This window comes from Methylogaea oryzae (assembly GCF_019669985.1).
GTDB lineage: Bacteria > Pseudomonadota > Gammaproteobacteria > Methylococcales > Methylococcaceae > Methylogaea > Methylogaea oryzae.
Map to the genome: position 1 here is coordinate 2,371,897 of NZ_AP019782.1, position 23,763 is coordinate 2,395,659.

The following is a 23,763-nucleotide window of genomic DNA, read 5'->3' on the forward strand; positions in this document are numbered from 1 at the left end:
GGCCGCCGGGCCGGGGCCGACGCCATCGAAGGACGAGCTAAACCGCCATGAAACCGACCGCCCTCAGCGCCCTGCCCCGCACCGTCTGGCTGCTGGGGTGCGTCAGCCTGCTCAACGACACCGCCTCGGAGCTGGTCTACCCGCTGATCCCGGTGTATCTGGCCGGCGTGCTGGCCGCCGACAGCCGGGCGCTGGGCGTTATCGAAGGAGTGGCGCTGGCTTTCAGCAGCTTCATGCAACTGCTGTCCGGCTGGCTGTCCGACCGGCGCCGTTCGGCCAAGCCCTGGGTCGTGGCCGGCTATGCCCTGGCCGCCGCCGCACGCCCTTTGTATGCCCTGGCGGGTGCCTGGCCGGTGGTGCTGGCGCTGCGCCTAGCGGACCGGTTGGGCAAAGGCCTGCGCAGCGCGCCGCGCGACGCCATGCTGGCCGCCGCCGCCCCACACGACCAGCGCGGCCTGGCCTTCGGCCTGCACCGGGCCATGGACAACCTGGGCGCGGTGATCGGCCCGCTGCTGGCTTTCGCCATGCTGGAAAGCGGCGTGGAGCTGCGCCAGGTATTCCTGTGGACCGCCCTGCCGGGCGCTTTAGCCGTGCTGCTGGCGGCAACGGTGCGCGAACAACCCTCCAGCGCCCCTCACCCCAGCCATACCCTGGGAACTGGTGCGGCCTCTCAGCCCCTTCTCCCCCAGGGAGAAGGCTGGGATGAGGGGGTTAAAAGGCCACGACCTCTTGATCTCTCCCTCACCCCAACCCTCTCCCTGGGGGAGAGGGAGCCGGAAAGCACCGGTTCCGAGGCGCATTTTGGCGCGCGCGCCGCGCTTGGGTCGCACCCAAAGGGAGAGGAGCACAAAACAGCGCCAATCCGCCTCCGCTGGTCGCCCCTACCACCGCTGTTCCGTCGCTACCTGCTGGCCGTAGCCCTGTTCACCCTGGGCTATCCCTCCAATCTGTTCCTGCTGCTCAAAGCCAGGGAAGCCGGCATCGCCGACGCCCAACTACCGCTGCTGTGGGGCATGGTGGCCCTGGTGGACTGTCTGTTCTCCACCACGTTATCCGGCCTGTCCGACCGGCTGGGCCGCCAGCGCTTGATTACCGCCGGCTGGCTGGCTTACGCCGCCGTGCTGGCCGTGCTCGGTTTCACCGATTTGCCGGCTTGGGGATTGTGGCCGCTGTTCGCCGCCTTCGGCCTGTTCTTCGCCGCCACCGAAGGCACGGAAAAAGCCCTGGTGGCCGACTTGGCCGGCGCCGGCCAGCGCGGCACCGCCTTCGGCTTTTTCCACCTGGTCAGCGGCCTGATGCTGCTGCCCGCCTCGATCCTGTTCGGCTGGCTGTGGCACGCGTTCGGCGCCCACGCCGCCTTCGGCTTCTCCGCCGGTTGCGCCCTGCTGGCGGCGGCGCTCCTACGGTTGTGGGTATTTAGATCGGCCTGAACGCCGGATTGGCTTCCGCCTCGGCGCTCAGCTTCAGCGCCATGGCCTGGAAATTCAAATTCTGGCTGGCTTCCAGTTGCACGGCCCGTTGCCGCAGCGTCTCCCAATCGGGCGTTTCCTCGCCCTTCAAGGCGAAAAGGATTTGGTTGAAACCGCTGTCGGACGTGACGGCCATCAGTTTGCCGCCGAAGGCTTTGCGCAGCCGCGGCTCGCACACGCCCAATCGGCCGCCGGCTTCGTCCGCGTTGCTGACCAACACACCGTCGTCGCGCAGGGCCTGGGCACAACGGTTGAAAAAAAACTGGCTGCACAACGCATCCGGCACGCCGTCGGCGTCGTAGCCGTCCAGCAGGATGACGTCGGCGCTGTCGTAGCAATCCGCCACGTATTCCGCCCCGTCGGCGTGGACCACGGTGAACCGTTCGTCGTCCGGCGGAATGCCGAATTGGTCGCGCAAGGCGATGACGTCCTCGTTGATCTCCACCGTGACGATACGGGCTTCAGGCACGTGGCGGTAACAGTATTTCGACAGCGAGCCGCCGCCCAGGCCGATGATCAAAATGTCGCGCGGCTCGGGCCGGAACAACAGAAACCCCATCATCAGCCGCGTGTAGCTGAACACCAGTTCGAACGGCAAATGCTTGTGCATGGCGCTTTGCACGGCGCGAATATCGAAGCGCAGGGACACCTCCTCGCCGTCGTCGTAAACGAACGGCCGCACCTTGCCGGGCGGCGTAACACTCGCTGCGGAAACTGTAACCCCCTCTTTCGACCGTCTAGCCATTCCACCTCTATGCGAAAATTTGTGTCAAATGAACCGGCTCAACAGCCTGCTGCGCCGCGGGCGCATCGTAACACCTCCGCAGGGGCCAAGTTTCAGGAAATCCACACCGCACCGGCGCCGCACGCGATGCTTGGCGAACGCATGCCGCGCCGGATTTGGCCGGGGCAAGTCCGGCACCTATGCCACGAAGCCGGCGTAATCGCAGCGGGTCGCGGATCAGTCCAGCTGGCGTTGCTCGGCTTGGTTGCCACCATTTACTTCCTTTTCTTCGGTTTACACGGCGCGCTGGCCGATTCGACTAGGCCCACGGCATGGTGCCCGGCCTCGATTCGCTTGACCACTTGGTCGAAGTCGCTTTCGAACAACCGGTCCTGCACGATGCGATATTCGGAATTTCCGAATAACTGAATCCGCGCCCCCGAATCAAAGATGTTTTTCAAGTGCTCGTTGATCGTCGGAACCGACACGGCAAACAGCTCAGCCATCAGCTTTTGCGTCAGCCAGACGGTTTCGTCCTCGTAACGCACCTCGATGCTCTGCTCGCCGGCCTGGCCGGTGAAGATCAGGAACTCGGCGGTGCTGTTGCAGATGCGTGTTTTGTCTTTGCTCATCGAGCTTCATCAAAGGCATTCCTGGGTTGGAAACTTGCTCTATCGGCCGTCATCTGTCTCGTAGAGCAGGAATTCGCCAGTAAGGAAGGGGGCTCCGAGCCTATTTGTATGCGTTCAACCAGCCAACTGGGCCGTCTTTGGGTCATAGACCGCTTCGGTAATCGACCCATCCCGAATGCGCTGAACCGCTTCGTCAATAACATGGAGTGGCACCAGAAACCATTCCCTCGGTTTCACCGGATGTCCAAATCGATCTTCGATAGTCAAGTCGAGCTGTACTGCACCGAACAAGCGGTGGAAGATGTTTTCCAGCCTGGTGCGGTTCAGATTGTGGAGCTTGTAGGTGGCAACCACCTCCACGTCGGCCAATAGGTAGGTGGCATCCTTTTCCGCGTTGGCGATGCGAGCCTCTACGTTACCGCCGGTTACGCCGATCTTGTGGATCAACTCTCGGTGCTCAGCGACGAATGGATGGCTGGAGAGACTGCGCAGTACATAGATGGTTCCGGTTTCAATGTCGTCCGGTTCCAGCGCATCGCCAAACAACGGCCCCATGTCGGTGCCAGTCAACATGCGAGCGTTTTCGTCTTTGTAGAGTGCGCGCTGTAGCGAGCGCATCAACAGATTGCTTTCGGTGCCGTTGGAGTAAATCACGCGCAGGCGCGCATCCTGCTCGTTATTGCCCGTACGAAAGATATCGCCCTGTTCGGCCACATAAACCAGCAAACCACCCAAGACAAAGAAATTGCCTACCTTAAAGCTGGAGTCACGCCCAAACTGGCGGGACTGGCGCACACCCGCCTTCAGTTCCCGCTCCACCTGCTCGAACAGAGGCTGGAACTTGTCAAAATCCGCACACGGCGTACGGTCGGCGATTTCCTCGGCCGCACGCTTTTCGGTGCTGGAGCGTACATGGCGCAGCACGGTAATGTCGTTCTGGTCGGCTGGTTTATCGCCAATACCCAACTCCGCTAGCAAGGCGTCCTCATCCAGGCCATTCACATCGGCCGCTGCCGCACCAGACAGCAGACCCGGGCCATCCAGCTCAGCCAGAAGGGCTCGCGCTTCCGGCAATTTGCGTAGCTGATCGAGACGCACGGCATACAGGCGCTCGAAGATGTCGCGGCCCTCACCATGCAGCGGGGCGCGGCCGTGGGTCTGATGGAAGCGCAGGATGTCCTCGAATCCGGCGATGATGCGCTCTTCGCGCGGGGTTCGGCTGGAAGCCTTGAGCGGGGCAACCTCCACGCCCAGTGCTTCGAGCAGCGCGTCATCGTCCATCTCAGCCATTCCCGGACGCTCCTTGTGCCGCCTTGGCCTGGGCGCGGTATCTCGCCAGTGCGGCCACGCCTTGGGCCAAGAGTTTTTCAAACGGGTCGGCGGCGTTGATGTCCGGCAGGCGGCCACGTTCGAGCTTGAACAGCAAGGCGCGCTTCGCCAAATCGCGGGCTTCGTCCTCGGGGATGCTCACCTTCTTGGCGGCAATGCTGGCCTGCACCTGGCGCAACGACTTCTCGTCCATCGCCTTCGCCAGCACCGCATAGGCGGCATCGAAGGGATTGATGCGGTCGATCAGGTCGATGTCCAGGTCGCGCACATTGACGAAACGACGCACCCCGTCCAGCAAGGCCGTGCTGCCTTGCCCGGTGCCTTCCGCATCGGCCTGGGCCAAGGCGAGCTTTGCTTGCTGGGTAACGTTCATGGCGGCGATGGCGTGTTGGCGGATGGCCTCCTGGTCGGCCTCGCTCAACTCCGGATAGCGTTCGCGCACGATCTTGCCCATGCGCAACTGCGTCAGCTCTTCGGGAAGCGTATTCTCCTTGTCGAACAGGCCGCGCTCCAACACGGTTTTGTCCTGCAAGAAACTGGTGACGACTTCGTTCAAATCCTCCTTGCAAATGCGCGTCGCCTCCGGGCTTTGCGGCGTCGCCAGCCCGTTGATCTCCAGATGAATCTGGCCGGTGCTCGTATTCACCCCAATGTTGTGACCGCCTTCCTGGTAACCCCGTTCGCCGTAATCGAAGCCCTCCAGCGGGCCTTGATTCTTGGGCGTGAATTCATAGCGCGGCGCCAGCACCTGTTCCATCAGCAGGCTGGCGGAGATGGCCTTGAGCATATCGTTCACCGCCTCCGCCACGGCGGCCTGATCGGCGGCCGGTTCGGCGATCAGGTTGGTGAAGCGCGCTTTCTCCTTGCCCTCGGCATCGCGGGTGGCGCGGCCGATGATCTGCACGATCTCGGTCAGGCTGCTGCGATAGCCGATGGTCAGGGCGTGCTCGCACCAAATCCAGTCGAAGCCTTCCTTCGCCATCCCTAAGGCGATGATGATGTCCACATGGTCGCGGTTGTTCTTCTGCGCCGGGTCTTTCAGCGCGGCCAGCACGCGGGAGCGCTGGGCCAGGTCGCTGTCGTCCACCAGGTCCGCCACCTTCAGCGTACGGCCGGTACCGGTTTGTATCAGGTGAAAGCCGGTGGCCGGGTCGATGCCCTTCCAGTCGCCCAGGGCATGCATGATCTCGTTTACCTCCCGCTCCTTGTCTTTCAGGCTTTCGCGGGCGTTGACGTTGGGAATGTGGACGATGGTTTTCAGAGCCGGGTCCAGCACTTTTTCGACGGCCTCCACATAACGGCCCGTGTAGAAGAAATAGCCGATATCCAGCGACTTAAGCCAGTTGTAGCCGTTGAGCTGTTCGTAATAGGTGTAGGTCACCGTCTCGAACTTGGCTTCATCCGTCGGCGCCAGCACCGCCTCGCTGTCGCCCCGGAAATACGAGCCGGTCATGGCGACGATATGCACCTTGTCGCGGGCGATGAACGCGCCCAGCTGGTTGCCCAGCACGTTGCCCGGGTTGCTGGAGACGTGGTGGAACTCGTCCACGGCGATCAGCCGGTTGTCGAACGCCTCGATGCCCAGCTCCTCCACCGCGAAGCGAAAGGTGGCATGGGTGCAGACCAGTACCTGGTCGTCGCCATCCAAAAACCTGCGCACCGCCTCCACCTTGGACTTCGCCACTCTCGGCTCGTCGATGCCGGGGGCGTTGCACAGATTCCATTGCGGCGCCACCCGCCAATCCCAGTAAAAACCGTACTGGCTCAAAGGCTCGTCGGCAAAGCTACCGCCGATGGAACGTTCCGGCACCACGATGATGGCCTGGCGCAATCCCTGGTTGTGGAGCTTGTCCAAGGCGATGAACATCAGCGCGCGGGATTTGCCCGAGGCCGGCGGAGACTTAATCAGCAAGTATTGTTCGCCCCGCTTGGCGTAGGCGCGCTCCTGCATGGCGCGCATGCCCAGCTCGTTGGCTTTGCTCGATGCGCCGGTGCGCGCCGTGGTGATGGAGACCGAGGGCACGGTGTAGGTGTTGGTGGGGTTGGTCTGGTTGCTCACTGCGCATCATCCTCCATAAGTGTGTTGTCGCCAGCCAGCTCGCGCTCGATCTGCTCGATGCTGGGCAGGCTGGACTCCAATTCGGCGGGTAGGGCGCGCGTCAGCTCGTAGCTGTATATAGGGATCTTTCAGCGTCTGCTGCACCATGGCCGAATCCGGTGCGGGCAGGCGCAGCAAAAAGTTGTTGGCGGCCCGGCCGGCCCGCTGGTGGCTGGCGGAATCGATGTGCTCCAACAGCAGGTAACGGCTCCAGCCGTTGTCCAGCGCGGCCCGCATGTACCACTGTCGCGCGGCGGCGTCCCTCACCTTTTCCATCAATACCGCGTGGTGGCCCCATGGGATGGCCAGCAGCAACGGGGCGGGGAAGTCCACCACTGGCAAGGCGGCCGAGCTTGCGGGATGCAATTCCGCTTGCGCCACAGCCTGTGGCACAAGCTCGGATTCCAGCGCCGCATGGGGATAAAGACGGTAAAACGCCAGCATGCGTTTGATGTTGCGTTCGGAAAACCCCTTCTCTTCCGGCAACTCGTTGTGCAGGTCACGGGCCAGCCGAGGAATCACCGCCGTGCCGTAGCCTTCCTGCTGCTGGCGGCTGTCGATCACCTGTCCGATGCGCCAGTAAAGACGGATCAACTCGGCGCTGACGGCCATCCAGGCGCGGGTCTGGGCATGGCGGATGCGCTGCTTGATCTCGCCCAGCAACTCGGCGTATTGAGGCATATCGGACGCCTGCATCGCAGCCGTGGTTGTCTTTTTCTTGCGGCTCATGCGTTCTTCCCTTTGCTTTTCTTGCCCCTTCGCACCACTAGTGTCGCGAACCGGGCTGTAATACCCCCCGCGACTAGCGCACTCGTTTCGATGCGAGCCGCCCCTTCCGGGCCTAGTCGTACCAGATTCCCTAAGGCCAGCGTTGAATGTGTACATTCCCGCTGGCCTTTTTCTTTCCCAAGCGGCGTTTACTTCTTGTTCAGGCCAGCGGTCAGGAACATCTGGATATTTTATGGAGCATGTGTGCGCCACAAATTCAGTAGCGGAGTCTATTTCTTGTTTTGAGCTCCAGTACGAAGTTTTTGGAGTCCTCACGCTCCATAAGCCGCTCATGTTGTCTTCTTCGATTTTGCCGCCGGGTTGGATTTAAGTTTTTTTTCCAGACGCTCAATTTCCTGAATGTCGGCGGCCTCCGCCTCCTGCGCCTCGGTGGCGCGGCGGTTTCGATCAAATAAGTCATAGCGCCCGTGCGCGATACGCACCATCTCTTCATGGCTCACCGAGCCGGAGCCTTGCAAAACCGGCTGACCGTTGAATGCCAGCATGCCATCCACATGATTGCGCCAGAAATCGAGCGACAGATCGCCCTGCTTTTTTACCCGTAGCTCTGCCTGTTCCAGAAAAATAACCACCAGCCGGTTCAGCGTGTCGATTTCGTCTCCCGTGAGATAATTCTTGGCGATGATGACATCCTGCTTGCGCACGCGAGAACCGCTGAAATGCGTGAGCGCCATGTTCGGCGCTCCTGACTCGGCGCGTTGCACAATCAGCTCTGCTGCCGTCAGCCCACAGGCGGCGTAAAGGAGTTTGTTCTGGACCTCGGCGAAGAATAGCTGCGTCTCCTTTTCCCGTACACGGTAATCCGAGCTGAGCGCAAACAGGTCGCGCACCTTCTGGTAAAACCGCTTTTCCGAGGCGCGAATCTCCCGGATGCGCGCCAGTAGTTCGTCGAAATAATCCCAGCCACCGGGGTTCTTGAGGCGCTCGTCATCCATGACAAAACCCTTCGTTAGAAACTCCTTGAGGTGCCGGGTAGCCCACTGACGGAACTGGGTGCCGCGTGGCGAGCGGATGCGATAGCCAATGGCCAGAATCAGTTCCAGATGGTAAAGCTGGGTGCGGTAGCTCTTGCCGTCGGCAGCAGTTGTCAAGGATTCCTTGACAACTGAATCAGGGCTTAACTCGCCTTCCGTAAAGATGTTCTTGGCGTGAAGCGAGACATTCTGCTTGGAGGTCTGGAACAGTTCGGCGATTTCGAGTTGAGTCAGCCAGACGCTACCCGCCTCCACCCGCAGATTGATTCTGGCTTGACCGTCGTCAGAGGTATAAAGAATCAGGTCGCTCATGCTTTTTTCCTCTTCCTTGCAGCGGACGCTGGCTTGGCCGCCGCCGTCATCTTGGTATAAAGCTCGAACAGTTTTTCCAGCCGCTCGGTGTCGTTCCTGAAGCGGCGGCCGATGTAGATGCGCTCCAGCACCTCGTCGTTGCGCTCGTGGGCGCGGCGCAGGTTGTCCGGCATGTTGTCGGGGTTGTACAGGTCGGCGATGGTAGCGGGGAAATGGGCTTCACGCGCCAGCAGGATGTCCTCGGCGCAGCGGGTCAGGTCGGCCTTGTTCTGCTCGGTGAGCAGGGGAACGGGGAAGGTGTTCCAGCCCAGGGTGTTGGAGTAGCGGAAGTCTGTTTTCATCTTGCCGCAGACGGTGGCGATCCAGACCAGATGCAGGCGGGAGGCGATGAGGGCCATATTCCAGAGGGGGGCGTCGTAGAGGGCGAAGGCGAGATTACTGACAACGGAATGGTTGTCAATAAGTCCAACCGGAAGATACTCACGGCTTTCCGAAGAAACACCGGGCAGAATCAGGCTATGCCTTTCAGCGCAATTCATTTCCCTGAACTGATGGGCACGCGATGCCATTTCTTTCGTGCCAGCGTCTTTACTCTTAAGACGCATTTCTTTAACGCCATTGATTCGATCACGAATCGAATCTATTTCCAATGCATGCGGTAAGTTTTCATCGGTAATCCAGAGACATTTACGAACAAGGCCACGAATAAACTCCGCCGAGCCATAAATACGCCGAACAAATAATTCTTCGTCCTTTTTACCCAACCCAAGCGAAGTGATCTCATCTGCCGAAAGAAGAAGATTTCCTCCGTCAATCGGCATGTTGCCGAAGGACATTTGCGGCAAGCCAGCAATGCTATCGCGCTGGCTATTCACAACCATGTTTTCGCCGATGGTTAGATAGGGCGTGATGTTTGTTGCATCTCGAACCGTAGTTTCGCCATCGCGGCCCACATCGCAAAGCTGGCACTTCTTGGTCGCGTGCGTTGAGAGACCAACGATGGCAACCGTGACGCCAGCGTTGTGACTGGCAAGATTGGCCCACTTGAATGAGGTGTGCGCAAAGCGAATGATTGAACCCAACTCGAAAATCTTCGGCCACAAAATTGGCACTATGCGCCCTTGGCAAACTGAGTTCGTGCTTACGAAAGCCGATTCTGCGTTTGTTGACTGTGCGTAGGCCGCAGCCTTCATGAACCAACCTCCAACGTAGTCAATCTGCTTTGATGAAATGCCGTACGGATCAAAAACCGCAGCCAAGTCGGCTTTCTGTTCTTTGGTTTGTGTCTGACTACCTTTGTACGGCGGATTCCCGCAGATATAAGTCTCCCCGCCCTCGTTCTCAAAATCGATTTCCGTCTGCTCCAGCGGAGTGCAAAACAAATCGTCGGCGAGCACCTTCACACCCGTCCCCGTCGGCGGACAGATGCTCAACCAATCCAGCCGCAGCGCATTGCCGCAAATGATCCAGTTTTCCTTCGACAAGGGCAGGAATTCCAGCAGTGCGTCCTTTTGCCCGCGATACAGCACGTCGCACTGGAATTCGGCGATGATGAGGGCCAGCCGGGCGATTTCCGCCGGGAAATCGCGCAGTTCGATGCCGCGGAAGTTGGTCAGCGGGATTTCCGATTTCAGGTGGGTTTCGCCCCGGCGCCGGTTGATTTCGTATTCGATCTCCCGCATCTGCTTATAGGCGATGACCAAGAAATTGCCGCTGCCGCAGGCCGGGTCGAACACGCGGATGCGCGCCATGCGGCGGCGCAGATTGAGCAACTTACGCTCGTTGTCGCCAGCCTCGGCCAAAGCGGCGCGCAGGTCGTCCAGGAACAGCGGGTTCAATACCTTGAGGATGTTGGGCACGCTGGTGTAGTGCATGCCTAAGGCGCCGCGCTCTTCGTCGTCGGCCACGGCCTGGATCATGCTGCCGAAGATGTCCGGGTTGATCTGCTTCCAGTTCAGGCTGCCGGCATGGATCAGGTAGGTGCGGGCCATGCGGGTGAAGCGGGGCGTTTCGGTGCCGCCGGAGAACAGGCCGCCGTTCACGTAAGGAAAGCCATCGGCCCAGGTGGGCAAACGGGGTTCGGCGTTACCGCGCTCGGCGGGTTTGATGTTCATGGCGCGGAAAATTTCGGACAGCACCTGATGGGTGTTGGAACCGTTGTTCTCGCCCATCTGCTTCACGGTCTCGGTAAACAGGCCATCGCCGTTGAAGATGTCGGTGTCTTCGGCGAAGAAGCAGAAGATCAGCCGCGCCATGAAGTGGTTCATGTCCGGGCGGCGCTCGGCGACGGCCCAGTCCGGATTTTCCCGCAGCAGTTCGACGTAGAGCTTGTTCAGCCGCCCGGTGGCGCGCACATCAATGGGGTTGTCCTTGATCTCCTTGATGGTGGAGATGCCGGCCAGCGGCAGGAAGAACCCGAGATGATTGGGAAAGTCCGGGTAGGCGCAGGCGATGGTCTCGCCGCCGGCCAGTTCTTCGGCTTCCAGGGTCTGCCCGTCGGTGGCGAGGATAAACTTAGGCTTGGCCTTGGCGGTGGCCGGGCTGGCACGCAAGGCCTTGAGGGTTTCGCCCACGGCGCCGGCTTCGCACACGGCAATATGGATGTTGTTGCGCTGGAGCACGCCGCCGGGCACATCCGAGGCGTTGCCGGCGCGCAGGCGCTTGAGAGCCGTTTCCTTGTTGCCGAAGGCGGCCAGGAAAGCGAAGGGGAACTCGGCCGCGTCGAAGGCTTGGAGCGCCAGGTCGGATATGGCGGCTTCGATTTCTACTGCGTTCATGGGGCGTTTTGCCTATGTGATCTCTTCCCGCCCACGTCCGAATGGATTCACTGACTGGCACGGAACCGCGAGGGCGCCATTTTAGATGGTTGTCAGTGAGAACTCGTAGTATTTCGCAGTAGCAGGCCTGCAAAAGCCACGCGGAGCACGTTTTTCAACCGCTCGGCCTGCCCCCATCCGATCAAGTCAAAATAAGCCGAGTATGCCCCGCAGCAGCTCGGCGGGAGCCGGCGGACAGCCGGGAATGACGGCATGCACCGGAATGACGTTGCTCACGGCGCCGCAACTGGCGTAGGACACGCCGAACTCGCCGCCGCAGGCGGCGCAATCGCCCGCAGCGATCACCCACTTGGGATCGGCGGCGGCCTCGTACGTGCGGCGCAGGGCGGCTTCCATGTGGCGCGACACGGGCCCCGTCACCAGCAGCACGTCGGCGTGGCGCGGCGAGGCGACGAAGTGCACGCCGAAGCGTTCGATGTCGTAATAGACGTTGTTGAGGGCGTGGATTTCCAGTTCGCAGCCGTTGCACGAACCGGCGTCCACCTGGCGGATGGCGAGGCTGCCGGCGAAACGGCGGTCGATGGCGGCCTTGAGTTGGACGCCGACGGCTTCCACTTCCGGCTCCAGGGGCGGGCGGGGAACGTCCTCCGTCAGCACGCCGGTAGTGAAGATTTTGCGGTACAGGCTGAGCATGGCGTCCCCTTACAAATCCTGGCCGGAGTAGGAACCGTTCACCGATTTGTTGCACACGGGGAAGTCGGGAACGATATTGCCGTGGATGAGCTTTTCCAGCGCCGGCCAGTTGACGGTGCTGGGGTCGCGCGGGTAATAGCGGCCGATCGCGCCGTCCGCGCCGAAGCGCACGAAGCAGAGAATTTCGCCGCGCCAGCCCTCCACCATCCCCAGCCCTTCGGCGCCCGCCGGCGGCGCTTGCCAAGGAACCGTCAACGCCCCGGCCGGGAGCTCCTCCAACAGCCGTTCGAGCAAACGCAAGGCGACGCGGATTTCCTTGTAGCGCACCCAGAAGCGCGAGGCCACGTCGCCCTGCTCTTCCAGCGGCACTTTCACCGGGAAGCGGTCGTAGGGCGCGTAGGGCGCGTCGTGGCGCACGTCGAAACGCTGGCCGCTGGCGCGCCCGACGAACCCCAGCGCACCCAGGGCCGCCGCATCTTCCGCGCTCAACACGCCGGCGCCGAGCAAGCGGTCTTCCAGGGAGGAATTAGCGTCGAGGATGGGCAACAGCTCGTCCAGCTCCCGGCGCAGGAAGGCGATGGAAGCGCGCATGCGTTTAATCCCTTCCCCATCCACATCCACCGCCGCGCCACCGGGCACGACGCGGTCCATCAGCAAGCGATGGCCGAACAGCGCTAGGTTGTCGCGCAGCCACAGCTCCCGCAAGCGGCCGAACTGGTAATTGGCGAAGGCGAAACCCACGTCGTTGCAAATGGCGCCCAGGTCCCACAAGTGGTTGGCGACCCGCTCCCGCTCGGCCAGAATGCCGCGGATGAAGGCGGCGCGGGCCGGCGCCTCGATGCCGGCCGCCCTTTCCATGGCTTGGCAGGCGGCGAAGGCGTGCCCCACGGCGGTGTCGCCGGACACCCTCCCGGCCAGGCGCGCCAAGGCTTCCGGCGTGCGCCCTTCGGCGAGCTTTTCGATGCCTTTGTGCACGTAACCGAGCCGCTCTTCCAGGTTCAGCACCATCTCGCCCACCGCCTGGAAGCGGAAATGGCCCGGCTCGATGATGCCGGCATGCACCGGCCCGACGGGGATTTCGTAAACGCCGTGGCCCTGGGCCTTGAGGAATGGGTAGCCCGAATCCGGCGGCGTTTGTTCCGGCGGCGTACCGGCCAAGGGATAGGCTTTGCGCAGGGGAAAGCTGCCCTCTCCCCAGGCTTGGTGGCGCGTCCAGCGGCGGCCGTCGGGATGGCCGCTGAAGCGGATGCCGAACAGGTCCTGCATGTGCCGCTCCGGCCTGTCCGCCGCCACGTAATAGGCAGCCTGGGACGGCAGCGCCGGGTGGCCGCTGTCCACGCGGGTGCGCAGCACGGTATAGCCGCCGTGCTTTTCCAAGCAGGCGCTGACGGAAAGACGCTCGCCCTCGTCTTCCGCCCAGGCCGCTACCCAGCGCCAGCCGACCGGCTGGGCCAGCTCAGCCGCCCTGCCCCAATCAAAAGCGTCGATTTCCAGCAGCTCCGCCGGCGCCAGGGGGCTGGGCTGCAACGGGCGCACCACGATGCCCTGTTCCTGCAGCACGGCGGCTAGATGCAAGTCGGCGTTCGTCCCAGTCACAGCGGCAGCCCCCCGGAAATCAAGCGCGTCGCCTGGTTGAACCAATCGCCGAGGAACGCCGGGATCGCCAGTCCCAGCCACAACACCAAGGCCAGGTGGATCATCACCGGCAACAAATTGGCCTTGATGGGCCGCAAGCCCTCCGGCGCGTCGCCGTAAACCATGGGCTGCAAGTGGCGGAACAAGCCGGCGAAAGCGGTGCCCACGCCGAGCAACAGCAACGGCGTGAGCCAGGGATAATCCTGCATGGTGGCGACCAGCACCAGGAACTCGCTGGCGAACACGCCGAAGGGCGGAAAACCGGCGATGGCCACCGTGCCGATCAGCAAGCCCCAGCCGACGGCGGGCTGGGTGCGGATCAAGCCGCGTATCTTGTCCATGCGCTGGGTGCCGGCCAGCTGGGAAGCGTGGCCCACGGTGACGAAAATCGCCGACTTGGTGAGGGAATGGGTGGTCATGTGGAACAAGGCGGCGAAAGTGGCCCAGGGACTGCCCACGCCGAAAGCGAAGGTCATCAGTCCCATGTGCTCGATGGAGGAATAACTGAACAGCCGCTTGATGTCGCTCTGGCGATGCAGGAACAGCGCCGCCACCAGGAAGGACAGCATCCCGAAGCCCATCATCAGATTGCCCGCCGTGTGGTTGCCCAGGGAGCCATCCACCACCATTTTGCAGCGCACCACCGCGTACAAGGCGTCGTTGAGCAACAGGCCGGAGAGGATGGCCGACATGGGCGTCGGGCCTTCCGAGTGGGCGTCGGGCAGCCACTGGTGCAGAGGCACCAGCCCGATCTTGGTGCCGTACCCCACCAGCAGGAAGACGAAGGCCAGCGCCAGGATACTGGGATTGAGCGCGGCGGCGTGCTCGTGCAGCACCGTCCACAGCAGCGCGTCGCCGCCCAGCCCCTGCACCTGTTCGGCGGCGAAATACAGCAGGATGGTGCCGAACAGCGCCTGGGCGATGCCGACGCCGCACAGGATGAAATACTTCCAGGCCGCTTCCACCGATTCCGGCGTACGGTACAAGCTGACCAGCAGCACGGTGGCCAGGGTCGCCCCTTCCATCGCCACCCACATCACCCCCATGCTGTTGGTGGTCAGCACCAAATACATGGCCAGCATGAAGCCCTGGTACATGGAGTAATACAGGCGCAAGCGGCGCGAACCGATGCGGCCGATCTCCCGCTCGTGGGCCATGTAGGGGCCTGAGAAAATCGAGGTGGTCAGGCCGACGAAAGCGGTCAAGGCCACCAGGTAGACGTTGAAGGAATCGATATACAGCAGTTTGCCGGGCGACAACCGCGGTCCCCGCCACAACACGTCCAGCGCCAGCCACACCGATGCCGCCAGCGCCAGCCCGTTGCATAGCACGTTGATGCGGCCGGCTTTGCGGCTATCGCGCTGCAGGGCCAGAATCGCCATGCCGGCCAAGGGCAAGGCCAGGATCAGGTAGACGCCGATCATTTCTCCTCCGCCTCGCTCAGCCGGCTAAGCCGGTCCACGTCCAAGGAGTCGATGCTGCTGCGGATGTGCAGAAAGAACACGCCGAAAATCACCGCCGCCACCAGCACGTCGAAGGCGATGCCCAGCTCCACCACCATGGGCATGCCGTAAGTGGACACCACGGCGGCGAAGAACAGGCCGTTCTCGATGGACATAAAACCCACCACATGGGCCATGGCCTGGCGCCGGGTAATCATCAGCAACATGCCCAGCAGCACCACCGCCAGGCTGACGGCGACGGCGTTGAGCGTCACCAACTGCGATTGGGCGATGACCGGCAAGGACACGTAATAGCTGAACACCATCAAGGCCGCGCCCCCCATCATGATGCGCGCCGGGTGCTCGATGGTGTCCATTTCCCGGTGCAATCCCAAGCGCACGATCTGGCGGTTGAGCAGGTTGGGAATGACGATGCCTTTCAGGCAAAACGTCAACAGCGCGGAAATATACAAATGGGGCGAGTCCAGCACCGCCGCCACCAGGGCCGTGGTGGCCGCCAGCAACAACCCTTGCAGGCCGAAGATCCACACCAGCCGCACCAGCCGCGACTGGCCCAGCATGAGGAAAGAAGTCAGCCCGATCAGTCCGGCCAACAGCAGCACCGCCTGCTGGTAATAGTCGAGATCAGTGATGGACATGCGGCGCCTCCAGAATGATGTGGCTCAGCATCCCCAGGACGCTCAACAGATACGCGAAGCTCAAGTATTCCTGCACGCGGAACACCCGCATCTTGGCGAACAGCGCCTCGGACAGCGCCAGCACCACCGCCAACAGCGCCAGCTTGAGGGTGACCGCCGCCAAGCCGACAGCTAAGGCCGCCCAGCTCAGTTCGTTGGCGATGCCCCAGGGCAGGAAGATATTGACGATGAGCACGCCGTACAGCATGAGCTTGATCTGCGCCGCCCATTCCATCAGGCCCAGGTAGCGTCCGCTGTATTCCAGGACCATGGCCTCGTGGATCATAGTCAATTCCAAATGGGTGGCGGGATTGTCCACCGGGATGCGGCCGGTCTCCGCCACCGCCACCAGCATCAGGCCCAACATGGCGAACACGAAAGACGGGCGCAACGCCAAGCCGGTGTCCAGCACGTAGTCCATGGCCTGCGACAAGTTGGTGGTGTGGGCGCTCATGGCCAGGGTAAATACCGCCATGAGCATGGCCGGCTCGGCCAGGGAGGAAATGGTCATCTCCCGCGACGACCCCATGCCGCCGAAAGCGGTGCCGATGTCCATGCCGGCCAGCACCAGGAAGGTCCGCCCCAGGGCGAACAGCCCCACCAGCACGATGACGTCGGCGATGCGCTCGGTGGGCAGATTCACCGCCAGCAAGGGCACGATGGAAGCCGCCAACACCGCCGAGGCGAACACGACGTAGGGCGCGATGCGGAAAATCCAGGAAGCGGGATGGGGCACGATGGGCTGCTTGCGCCACAACTTGCGCAAGTCCCGATACGGTTGCAGCAGCGACGGCGGCTTACGGTTCTGCAGCCGGCATTTGACGCGCTTGATCCAGCCCGCCAGCAAAGGCGCCGCGCCGATGAACAGCAGGGTTTCCAACACCGCCAGCAGCCACGCCATCAGCTGATCAGCCATAACAGCACCAGCAAGGTAAAGAAGGAATAAGCGAGATAGGTGCGCACGCTGCCGGTCTGAATCCGCCCGACCCAGCGCGCCAAGCGGGTGACGCCCTGGCCGAAGGGCTCGTACAGCGCGTTCCAGGCGCGATCGGCCACCTGCAGGTGGTAAGCCAGGCCGGTGACGTGCCAGCGGCCGGGTCCGTCGCTATGCGTGTCCACGCGCTCCTCCACATCGAACACCGGTTGGAAAATTCGCCGTATCGGCATGCTGAAGGCGGCGGCGGTGTACTGCATGCGAGCGTTCAGGCCGCCGAAGCCGCAGTCCCAAGGCTCGGCGCGGCGCGGCTCCGGGCCGCCGCGGCGATAAAGCGCGTAATAACACAACCACCCCACCGCCACGGCGCCCAGCAACAGCAGCGGCGGCGAATAGGAAGACACTTCCGGCGACACCGGCGTCAGCCACAACCATCCCAGGGCGGAAGCCTGGGGCAAGTGTTCGCCGGTCAGCAGGCCGGTCACCGTACCCAGCGCGTTGATGAGGGGATAGGGAAAGATGCCGAACGCCACGCAACAGGCGGCCAGCAGCGCCGGCCCAAGCAACATGCCCCGGTGATGCACCTCGCGGGCGCGGGCGGCATGATGGGAGCGGGGCAACCCCAGGAACGCCACGCCGTAAACCTGCACGAAGGCGGCGGCGGCCAAGGCGGAAGTCAAGGCCAGCACCGCGCTGGCGGCGGGAATCACGCTGCGCAACACGCCGCTGCCGAGCACGCCCGCTTGCAGCGCCGCTTGGAAAATCAGCCATTCGGACACGAAGCCGTTGAAAAACGGCAGCGCCGAAGCGCTCAGGCAGCCCACCAGAAACACCGCCGCCAGCTTGGGCATGCGATGGATCAAGCCGCCCATCAACTCCAGGCTGTGCTCCTTGGCCTGGTGCAACACGGCGCCGGCGCCCAGGAACAACAGGCTCTTGAACAGCGCGTGGTTGAAGCAATGCAGCAACGCCGCCAACAGCGCCAGGGCGCCCAGCTGGGTCTGGCCGCCGCCGCGAAAAATCAGGCTCAATCCCAGGGCCATGAAGATGATGCCGACGTTCTCCACCGACGAATAAGCCAGCATGCGCTTGAGGTTTTGCTGTTGCAGGGCGTAAAGGATGCCCAACACGGCGGAACCGGCGCCGATCGCCAACACCACCACGCCCCACTGCCAGAACGTCGCAGGCAGAAGATCGAAAACGAAACGGACGAACCCGTACACCGCCACTTTCAGCATCACGCCGCTCATCAAGGCGGAAATATGCGACGGCGCCACCGGATGGGCCTCGGGCAGCCAGGCGTGCAGGGGAACCAGGCCGGCTTTCATGCCGAACCCGATCAGGGCCAGGGTAAAGGCCAAGCTGGCCCAGGCCGGCGCCAGCGCCACGCCGCGCATGGCGTCGAAGGTGAGGCCGCCGGCAAAGCCCGCCAGCACGCCGAATGCCAGGATGATGGCGATGGCGCCGATTTCCGCCATCAGCAGGTAAAGGAACGCCGCCCGCCGGTTGGCGGAGTGTTCGTGCTGGAAAGCCACCAGGAAATAGCTGGCCACCGACATCAGCTCCCAGACGATGACGAAGAAAAACGCGTCGTCCGCCAGCAGCACCAGCTCCATGCCGGCGACGAACAGGCCGGTGAACAGACCCAGCACGGACAAAGGGCTCTTGCCGTGCTGCAACTCCCGCGCGTAACCCGGACCGAACAGGCTGGCGGCGATCAGCGGAACGCCGAGAACGCACAGGAAAAAGCCCGCCAAGGGATCGAGGCGCAAATGCCAGGGCAACCAGGGCAAGCCGAAAGGCAAGACGGCCGTAACGCTTGCGCCGCCGGACAACGCCTCGACGCCGGCCAACAGGGCGGCGGCGCCCGATAGGCCTAAGCAGGCGAACGGTGCCGTCCGCCCGATACGGCGCCCCGCCGCCAACGCAACCAGGCTGGACAGCAACGCGGCAAGCACCGACATTTCAGCTAAAAACAATGACATGAAGTCGCTCTCTGAAGAAACGGCGCCGCAATCGAAAGGCCTGGGAACCTGCCGCCGCGCGCAGCGTTTACCCGCACACTATCAGCCCCAGGTGATACGTTCCTTAAACGCCGCCGCCGGCGAGCGGGGGAAATCCCGCGCGGCGCCGGCGGGCAAACCACGACGACAAAGTCGCCGCCCCCGCCTCGCTGTGGTATTTTCCGTTCCAAGGCGAGAGCCGCGGCACGCCCCCCAAAGACGACCGCCCCGGACGATAAGGACGAAGCGAAACCGATGCAAAATCAAGAAAATCTGTGGGCGCGCGCCGTGGGCGGCGCGCTGGTGGTAACCCTGGGCCTGTGGCTGCTGCACAGCTTCCTCTCGCCCCTGGCCTGGGCGGTGGTGTTGGCCGTCGCCACCTGGCAACCGTATCGCTGGCTGGAAAACCGGCTGGAAAAAGGCGCGGCAGCGCTGTTCACCGCCGTCATGGCGGTGTTGGTGCTGGCGCCGATCAGCTACGGCCTATTGCTTGTCGGCCGCGAAGCGCAATCCTTGAGCCACTTGCTGCTGGAAGCCCAGGCCCACGGCGTCGCGGCGCCGGACTGGCTGCCGAAGCTCCCCCTGATCGGCGATTGGGCCACGTCCACCTGGTCCGACTATTTGGGCGACGGCGCCACCGTCAACGAAACCCTGCAGGAGTTGCACATCGCCTCCCTGCTGGGCTACACCAAGGCGCTCGCCAGTCAGGTGATGCATCGATTGGTGGCGGTGTTCGTCACCCTGCTGGCCTTGTTCTTCCTCTACCGTCACGGCGATGGGCTGGCGCGGCAAGTGCGCCGTTGCGGCGAAGCGCTGTTCGGCACCGTCGGCGAACGTTATGTGCTGCACGCCGCCGTGGCGGTGCGCGGCACCGTCAACGGCCTGGTGCTGGTGGGCCTGGGCGTGGGCTTGCTGCTGGGCCTGGGCTACGCCGCCGCCGGCCTGCAGCATCCGGCCATTCTCGCCGTGGTCACCGGCGTCATGGCCATGATCCCCTTCGCCGCCAAGCTGGTGTTCGGCGCCGCCGCCCTGGTGCTGTGCGCCCAGGGCAGCCTGGCCGCCGGACTGGGCCTCCTGGGTTTCGGCCTGGCGGTGGTGTTCGCCGCCGACAACTACATCCGCCCCACCCTCATCGGCAACGCCCTGCGCCTGCCCTTCCTGTGGACCCTGCTGGGCATCTTCGGCGGCCTGGAAAACCTCGGCCTCATCGGCCTGTTCCTAGGCCCCACGGTGATGGCTATCGCCATGTCCATCTGGCGGGATTGGGCAGACGAAACGGCGCAAGCCGCGGCCGATTGAACGCCCGGCCGGCGGGCGCCGTCCGCTGCCGGCCAAAGCGCACCATAATAAAACCGTCGCCGATCAACCCTTTCAGATTCAGACCCGGAGCCACCCATGCGCCTCGCTTGCCTGCTGACCCTGCTCTTATTCGTGACCGCGTGCTCTACCGACCGCAAGCCCGAACCGCCGGTCTCCCAGCCGGCCGCGAGCGCTGCGGCGCCCGCCCCGGCCTATGCGGCGGCAACGGAACCGGCGGACACCGGCCTCCCCGCCATGCACGCGATCCACAACAACCGCCTGCAGCAGGCGATGGACCGAATCAATACGCTGGTTTACCGGCAAATGCGCGACGAGGTGAACGCCAGCGTGGAAACGCGCCAGCAAACCCAGGAAGTCGCCAAAACTGCCAGCGAACTCTCCGGCACGGTGGAAGCGATTATCGCGACCTTGCCGGCGCTGCGCTTGAATCCGGGCGACCAAGCCACGTTCAGGGCGCTGGCCGATAAATTGCGCCTGTATGCCAAGCAAATGGAAGAGCAAGCCAACTGGAACCAAATCCACGCCATTCCGGCAACCATGGATGCCATCACCAGCACCTGCACTTCTTGCCATACGCTGTTCAGAAAGAACCGCAGCATTCTGGAAAAATGCAGCGACCCGAATTACACCTGCTAGACGCTAACCGGAAAAGGCGGTTTCAGCCCCATGACTAAAAAAGGTTCCGCCCATTAAAACCCGGACAAGTGTTGCCGCCGGCAGCGTTTTGATCGGCAATGTACTGGCGCTGCAACCGACGCTGGCCGCCGACGCCCATGTCGATCCCCATTGGACCTATGACGAACAAGCCCAGTGGGGCATGCTCGCGGATCCGATATACAAGCCGCCGTTTCCCTACGCCGATTGCAGCATAGGGCAAAAGCAGTCGCCGGTGAACATCGAGCGGAACAGCGTGAAAAAGCTCAAGGGAAGCGACGAGCTCAAGCCGCGCTACGCCGACGTGCCGTTGAGCCTGACCAATAACGGCCACACCATCAGGGCGAATATTTCCAAGGGAAGCCTGTATATCGGCAAAGTCGAATACCGTTTGCTACAGTTCCATTTCCATTCGCCCAGCGAGCACCTGACCAACGGCGTCCGTTACCCGATGGAAATCCATTTCGTCAACGGCACGGCGGATGGAAAATTGGCCGTTGTCGGCGTATTTGTCGAAGCCGGGCAATTCAACCAGGAATTCCAGAAAATTCTCGATCTAGCGCCCAGCCGCACCGGTGCTACGGTGAACACGCCGTTGCCGTTGCAACCCGCCGAACTGCTGCCGAAAAATACCCGGCATTTCTATACCTATGCGGGTTCCTTAACCACCCCGCCATGCACGGAAGGCACCCAGTGGTTCGTGCTACGGGAAACCATACAAGCGTCCCAAAAGCAGATCGAACAATTCAATGGGAAATACTACCGAGGCAACGCTCGCGCGGAGCAGAAGCTAAACGGGCGCCTCCTCGGCGCCAACTGATACCGTCCGGTACGCCGGGCGACACGGACCACCGCGAACCCGGCCGCGCAGCCCTTATTCGAAAGCGAAGCCGCTCTTCCTCCACGCTTTCGCCCCGCCCTCAAGATTCATCAAGTTGCGGTAGCCCAGCCGGTAAAGGGCTTTGGCGGCGGCATTGCCCATGGGGCCGCCTTCGCAATAGACATAGATGGCCGTGTTTTTGTCCTCGGGCAATTTGCTTTGGTACTTATCGACTTCGTTGTACGGGATGAACAGGTCCGTGCCGCGGATGTGTTTCTGCTCGGGGGTATGCACGTCCACCAGGAAAATGTCGCCGGCCTGCATGATACGGTTCAATTCGTCCGCGGAAACCATTTTGACGTAGTCCGGCTGCTGAAAGTCGCAGCCGGCCAGAATCGCCATGGCGGCTACGACGGAATGGAGCTTTTTGGGAAACATGGCGTTTAACCTCGTCGACAGCGGCATCAAATTCCCTTCTCTTCCAGGTACTTGGCGATATCCTCCTTGGCAAAGCCGATTTTGCGGGCGACGTGATGGGCGTGGCTGACGCGGGAGATGCCGGGCACCAGGCGGTGGGTGGCGCGTTCCTTGGCGAATTCCACTTGCAAGGCCAGGCCGATGTTCTGCTCCTGGAATACGTCCACCAGTTCGTGGTTGTGGGTGATGAGCAGGGTGTTGTTGCCCTTCTTGTGGAAGCCTTCCAGGATGTTGGCGGAGATTTCCAATTTTTCCTGGGTGGTGGTGCCCTCGGACAATTCGTCCAGCACCACCAGGCTGCTGGCGCTGGTGGCTAGGAAGATGGCTTTGGTGCGCTTCAACTCCGTGCCGAAGCGGCCTTCGCCGTCGGACAAAGCGCTCATTTCCGGCGTCTGGTAGAAGATGCGGTCGGCCACGGTCAGTTCCGCCGAAGCCGCCGGCACGTAGCCGCCGGCCTGGGCCAGCAGCTGGATTTGCGCCACGGTTTTGCAGAAGGCGGTTTTGCCGCCGCTGTTGGGGCCGGTGATAAAAGTCAGGCAATGGCCGTCCAAAGCGGCGTCGTTGGGCACGTAATAGCGGTTGTTCTTGCCCAAGATGGGGTTGCGCGCGCCTTTCATGCTGAAGCGATGGGACGGCCCCTCCAACAAAGTGGGCAACACCATGGGCGGGCCGTAGGCTTCCGCATAGTTGCGGAAGGACAGCAGCTCGTCCAGACGGCCGAGGGCGTCCACCGCTTCCTGCACTTCCGGCGAGCGGCGGTAAATGTCCCGCAGCGGGTAGATGCAGCCGTCCCGGTCGAAGCTGCCGACGATGGGGGTGTAGGTCAGGGCGACGGGCAGCAGGAACAGCCACAGGGCCGGCATGATGGTTTCGACGATGTCCAGCAACAACGGCAGCACGTTGACCAGCACCACGATCGCCACCGCCGCCAGGGACAGGGCCACCGGCTTGAACAGGGTCGGGGTGAACTTGAGAGCGGGGGTGAACAGGCCCTTCTCTTGCTTGGTGACGACGGTCTTTTCCGTGCGGTACACCGGCCCGCGCATGAGCGCCCCGGCGCGCGATTTGGCGAAACGGTCGACGGCGGCGAGGATGTCTTTGAGATAGGCGCTCTTCGGCGCCGGCAAGGCCGCCGCGTCCTCGGCCAGCCCCAGCAGGAAACGGATGCCGCGCTGGTAGGTGTCGTAGCCGTAGCCGCCCAGTTCCTGCTCGTTGGCGGGTTTGCCCATCAGGCCGATGAAGCTGGCGTAGAGCAGCTGGTAAAAGTCGCCCTCCCACTGGGCGGCCCGCTGCACCAAACGGGTAACGCTTTGCAGTAGCTCCTTGTTCTGCTCCAGTTCGCGCAGGGCTTCCTGTTTGGCGGCCACCTTCTCGAAAGCGTCCTCCGGCCGCACCAGGGAGCGGTACAGCACCGCCTGGCCCACCCGGGTGCGGGCGTGGTTGGCGAAGTCGAACAAGGCGTCGATTTCGATAGTGCGGAAAGTGATGTCGTCGACCACCCCCTCGCCGGTGGCCACCGGCGCCGTGCCCTTGATGGGAAAAAGCACCGTGGCGTCGCCGCGCAGGATGGTGTCGGTGGTAGCTGTCATGGTGGCAAGGCCCTCGCGGCGGATGGTCGAATGGCGCTAAACCTACACGCTCGCCCGGCCGGCTTCAAGCGGGGCTAGTTGGCGCCGGTGAAGCGCATGACGTCTTCCGCGCCGAACGGCCAGCCCAATTCCGCCCCATCCGCCCGACGCAACACCGGGATGCGGGTGCCGTAGCGCTCCACCAGACCGTCGTCGCCGGCAATGTCGATATGGCGTGCGGAGAGGGATAGGGATTGCAGCAAGGCTGCCGCCTCTTCGCACAGATGGCAGCCGTCGGTGCCGTAGAGTTCCAGTTTGGCGTCGTTCATAATTCCTCAAGAGTTCCAGGCGCCTTCCCTTCCGGCCCCCTCTCCCTCTTCGGGAGAGGGTTGGGGTGAGGGGAGATAATAAAGTC

Annotated in this window: 20 protein-coding genes; 4 read left to right on the forward strand and 16 right to left on the reverse strand. The window is 62.7% G+C overall.

All coding sequences use genetic code 11. From position 1 onward, the window contains the following. Positions 1 to 47: 47 nt before the first annotated feature. The gene (locus tag K5607_RS18075) at positions 48 to 1,430 is read left to right on the forward strand and encodes an MFS transporter (protein ID WP_246598828.1); all 1,383 of its coding nucleotides are present in this window, start codon (positions 48 to 50) and stop codon (positions 1,428 to 1,430) included. Here K5607_RS18075 and K5607_RS10330 read toward each other — a convergent pair. The 13 genes from K5607_RS10330 to hyfB form a co-directional block, all read right to left on the reverse strand. Continuing rightward, positions 1,417 to 2,214 carry a spermine/spermidine synthase domain-containing protein gene (locus K5607_RS10330; RefSeq protein WP_082411461.1) on the reverse strand — a complete coding sequence of 266 codons (798 nt, stop codon included), beginning with the start codon at positions 2,212 to 2,214 and terminating at the stop codon, positions 1,417 to 1,419. The genes K5607_RS18075 and K5607_RS10330 overlap by 14 nt on opposite strands. 254 nt (positions 2,215 to 2,468) lie before the next feature. Then, on the reverse strand, positions 2,469 to 2,825 hold the full coding sequence (locus K5607_RS18080; RefSeq protein WP_246598829.1) for a virulence RhuM family protein: 357 nt from the start codon (positions 2,823 to 2,825) through the stop codon (positions 2,469 to 2,471). Between the two features lie 114 nt (positions 2,826 to 2,939). Then, positions 2,940 to 4,115 (reverse strand): GIY-YIG nuclease family protein, encoded by a 1,176-nt coding sequence (locus tag K5607_RS10340; RefSeq protein ID WP_054773319.1) that lies wholly within the window; start codon positions 4,113 to 4,115, stop codon positions 2,940 to 2,942. Next, a complete protein-coding gene (locus K5607_RS10345) occupies positions 4,108 to 6,213 on the reverse strand; it encodes a DEAD/DEAH box helicase (RefSeq protein WP_221046970.1) in 2,106 nt (701 codons plus the stop codon). Before K5607_RS10345 ends, K5607_RS10340 begins: the two co-directional genes overlap by 8 nt. Positions 6,214 to 6,219: 6 nt before the next feature. After that, positions 6,220 to 6,981, reverse strand: a complete 762-nt coding sequence (locus K5607_RS10350) for a DUF1016 N-terminal domain-containing protein (RefSeq protein ID WP_221046971.1) — start codon at positions 6,979 to 6,981, stop codon at positions 6,220 to 6,222. Positions 6,982 to 7,310: 329 nt separating this feature from the next. After that, complete coding sequence (locus K5607_RS10355; protein ID WP_221046972.1) at positions 7,311 to 8,327, reverse strand: virulence RhuM family protein; 1,017 nt, start codon at positions 8,325 to 8,327, stop codon at positions 7,311 to 7,313. Next, complete coding sequence (locus K5607_RS10360; protein WP_221046973.1) at positions 8,324 to 11,104, reverse strand: class I SAM-dependent DNA methyltransferase; 2,781 nt, start codon at positions 11,102 to 11,104, stop codon at positions 8,324 to 8,326. Before K5607_RS10360 ends, K5607_RS10355 begins: the two co-directional genes overlap by 4 nt. 186 nt (positions 11,105 to 11,290) lie before the next feature. After that, entirely contained in the window at positions 11,291 to 11,797 is a 507-nt protein-coding gene (locus K5607_RS10365) for an NADH-quinone oxidoreductase subunit B family protein (RefSeq protein ID WP_221046974.1), read from the reverse strand. A 9-nt stretch (positions 11,798 to 11,806) separates the two neighbouring features. Then, positions 11,807 to 13,372: a hydrogenase large subunit gene (locus K5607_RS10370; RefSeq protein WP_221046975.1), complete on the reverse strand. Its 1,566-nt coding sequence runs from the start codon at positions 13,370 to 13,372 to the stop codon at positions 11,807 to 11,809. Between the two features lie 17 nt (positions 13,373 to 13,389). Then, the gene (locus K5607_RS10375; protein ID WP_054773885.1) at positions 13,390 to 14,856 is read right to left on the reverse strand and encodes a hydrogenase 4 subunit F; all 1,467 of its coding nucleotides are present in this window, start codon (positions 14,854 to 14,856) and stop codon (positions 13,390 to 13,392) included. Then, on the reverse strand, positions 14,853 to 15,533 hold the full coding sequence (locus K5607_RS10380; protein WP_054773886.1) for a hypothetical protein: 681 nt from the start codon (positions 15,531 to 15,533) through the stop codon (positions 14,853 to 14,855). The genes K5607_RS10375 and K5607_RS10380 overlap by 4 nt, the downstream gene beginning before the upstream one ends. Beyond that, positions 15,520 to 16,488 carry a respiratory chain complex I subunit 1 family protein gene (locus tag K5607_RS10385; protein ID WP_246598830.1) on the reverse strand — a complete coding sequence of 323 codons (969 nt, stop codon included), beginning with the start codon at positions 16,486 to 16,488 and terminating at the stop codon, positions 15,520 to 15,522. Before K5607_RS10385 ends, K5607_RS10380 begins: the two co-directional genes overlap by 14 nt. Continuing rightward, positions 16,473 to 18,491: a hydrogenase 4 subunit B gene (gene hyfB / locus K5607_RS10390; protein ID WP_221046976.1), complete on the reverse strand. Its 2,019-nt coding sequence runs from the start codon at positions 18,489 to 18,491 to the stop codon at positions 16,473 to 16,475. Before hyfB ends, K5607_RS10385 begins: the two co-directional genes overlap by 16 nt. Positions 18,492 to 18,764: 273 nt before the next feature. Between hyfB and K5607_RS10395 the strand changes: the two genes are divergently transcribed. The 3 genes from K5607_RS10395 (at position 18,765) to K5607_RS10405 (ending at position 21,303) form a co-directional block, all read left to right on the forward strand. After that, positions 18,765 to 19,808 carry an AI-2E family transporter gene (locus K5607_RS10395; protein WP_221046977.1) on the forward strand — a complete coding sequence of 348 codons (1,044 nt, stop codon included), beginning with the start codon at positions 18,765 to 18,767 and terminating at the stop codon, positions 19,806 to 19,808. 96 nt (positions 19,809 to 19,904) lie between these two features. Beyond that, entirely contained in the window at positions 19,905 to 20,465 is a 561-nt protein-coding gene (locus K5607_RS10400; protein ID WP_221046978.1) for a hypothetical protein, read from the forward strand. 88 nt (positions 20,466 to 20,553) lie between these two features. Then, positions 20,554 to 21,303 carry a carbonic anhydrase gene (locus tag K5607_RS10405; RefSeq protein WP_054774369.1) on the forward strand — a complete coding sequence of 250 codons (750 nt, stop codon included), beginning with the start codon at positions 20,554 to 20,556 and terminating at the stop codon, positions 21,301 to 21,303. Between the two features lie 54 nt (positions 21,304 to 21,357). Here K5607_RS10405 and K5607_RS10410 read toward each other — a convergent pair whose 3' ends face one another. The 3 genes from K5607_RS10410 to K5607_RS10420 all read right to left on the reverse strand — a co-directional run bounded on the left by K5607_RS10410 (position 21,358) and on the right by K5607_RS10420 (position 23,677). After that, positions 21,358 to 21,741, reverse strand: a complete 384-nt coding sequence (locus tag K5607_RS10410) for a rhodanese-like domain-containing protein (protein WP_054774370.1) — start codon at positions 21,739 to 21,741, stop codon at positions 21,358 to 21,360. 26 nt (positions 21,742 to 21,767) lie between these two features. Next, positions 21,768 to 23,369 (reverse strand): MutS-related protein, encoded by a 1,602-nt coding sequence (locus K5607_RS10415; protein ID WP_221046979.1) that lies wholly within the window; start codon positions 23,367 to 23,369, stop codon positions 21,768 to 21,770. Between the two features lie 74 nt (positions 23,370 to 23,443). Further along, positions 23,444 to 23,677: a glutaredoxin family protein gene (locus K5607_RS10420; RefSeq protein WP_054774371.1), complete on the reverse strand. Its 234-nt coding sequence runs from the start codon at positions 23,675 to 23,677 to the stop codon at positions 23,444 to 23,446. Positions 23,678 to 23,763 lie beyond the last annotated feature (86 nt).

What these genes read in the sequence shown, in the direction of transcription:
- K5607_RS18075 (WP_246598828.1), top strand. Translation starts at nt 48, where the DNA reads ATGAAACCGACCGCCCTCAGCGCCCTGCCCCGCACCGTCTGGCTGCTG.
- K5607_RS10330 (WP_082411461.1), bottom strand. Translation starts at nt 2,214, where the DNA reads ATGGCTAGACGGTCGAAAGAGGGGGTTACAGTTTCCGCAGCGAGTGTT.
- K5607_RS18080 (WP_246598829.1), bottom strand. Translation starts at nt 2,825, where the DNA reads ATGAGCAAAGACAAAACACGCATCTGCAACAGCACCGCCGAGTTCCTG.
- K5607_RS10340 (WP_054773319.1), bottom strand. Translation starts at nt 4,115, where the DNA reads ATGGCTGAGATGGACGATGACGCGCTGCTCGAAGCACTGGGCGTGGAG.
- K5607_RS10350 (WP_221046971.1), bottom strand. Translation starts at nt 6,981, where the DNA reads ATGAGCCGCAAGAAAAAGACAACCACGGCTGCGATGCAGGCGTCCGAT.
- K5607_RS10355 (WP_221046972.1), bottom strand. Translation starts at nt 8,327, where the DNA reads ATGAGCGACCTGATTCTTTATACCTCTGACGACGGTCAAGCCAGAATC.
- K5607_RS10360 (WP_221046973.1), bottom strand. Translation starts at nt 11,104, where the DNA reads ATGAACGCAGTAGAAATCGAAGCCGCCATATCCGACCTGGCGCTCCAA.
- K5607_RS10365 (WP_221046974.1), bottom strand. Translation starts at nt 11,797, where the DNA reads ATGCTCAGCCTGTACCGCAAAATCTTCACTACCGGCGTGCTGACGGAG.
- K5607_RS10375 (WP_054773885.1), bottom strand. Translation starts at nt 14,856, where the DNA reads ATGATCGGCGTCTACCTGATCCTGGCCTTGCCCTTGGCCGGCATGGCG.
- K5607_RS10380 (WP_054773886.1), bottom strand. Translation starts at nt 15,533, where the DNA reads ATGTCCATCACTGATCTCGACTATTACCAGCAGGCGGTGCTGCTGTTG.
- K5607_RS10385 (WP_246598830.1), bottom strand. Translation starts at nt 16,488, where the DNA reads ATGGCTGATCAGCTGATGGCGTGGCTGCTGGCGGTGTTGGAAACCCTG.
- hyfB (WP_221046976.1), bottom strand. Translation starts at nt 18,491, where the DNA reads ATGTCATTGTTTTTAGCTGAAATGTCGGTGCTTGCCGCGTTGCTGTCC.
- K5607_RS10395 (WP_221046977.1), top strand. Translation starts at nt 18,765, where the DNA reads ATGCAAAATCAAGAAAATCTGTGGGCGCGCGCCGTGGGCGGCGCGCTG.
- K5607_RS10400 (WP_221046978.1), top strand. Translation starts at nt 19,905, where the DNA reads ATGCGCCTCGCTTGCCTGCTGACCCTGCTCTTATTCGTGACCGCGTGC.
- K5607_RS10410 (WP_054774370.1), bottom strand. Translation starts at nt 21,741, where the DNA reads ATGTTTCCCAAAAAGCTCCATTCCGTCGTAGCCGCCATGGCGATTCTG.
- K5607_RS10415 (WP_221046979.1), bottom strand. Translation starts at nt 23,369, where the DNA reads ATGACAGCTACCACCGACACCATCCTGCGCGGCGACGCCACGGTGCTT.
- K5607_RS10420 (WP_054774371.1), bottom strand. Translation starts at nt 23,677, where the DNA reads ATGAACGACGCCAAACTGGAACTCTACGGCACCGACGGCTGCCATCTG.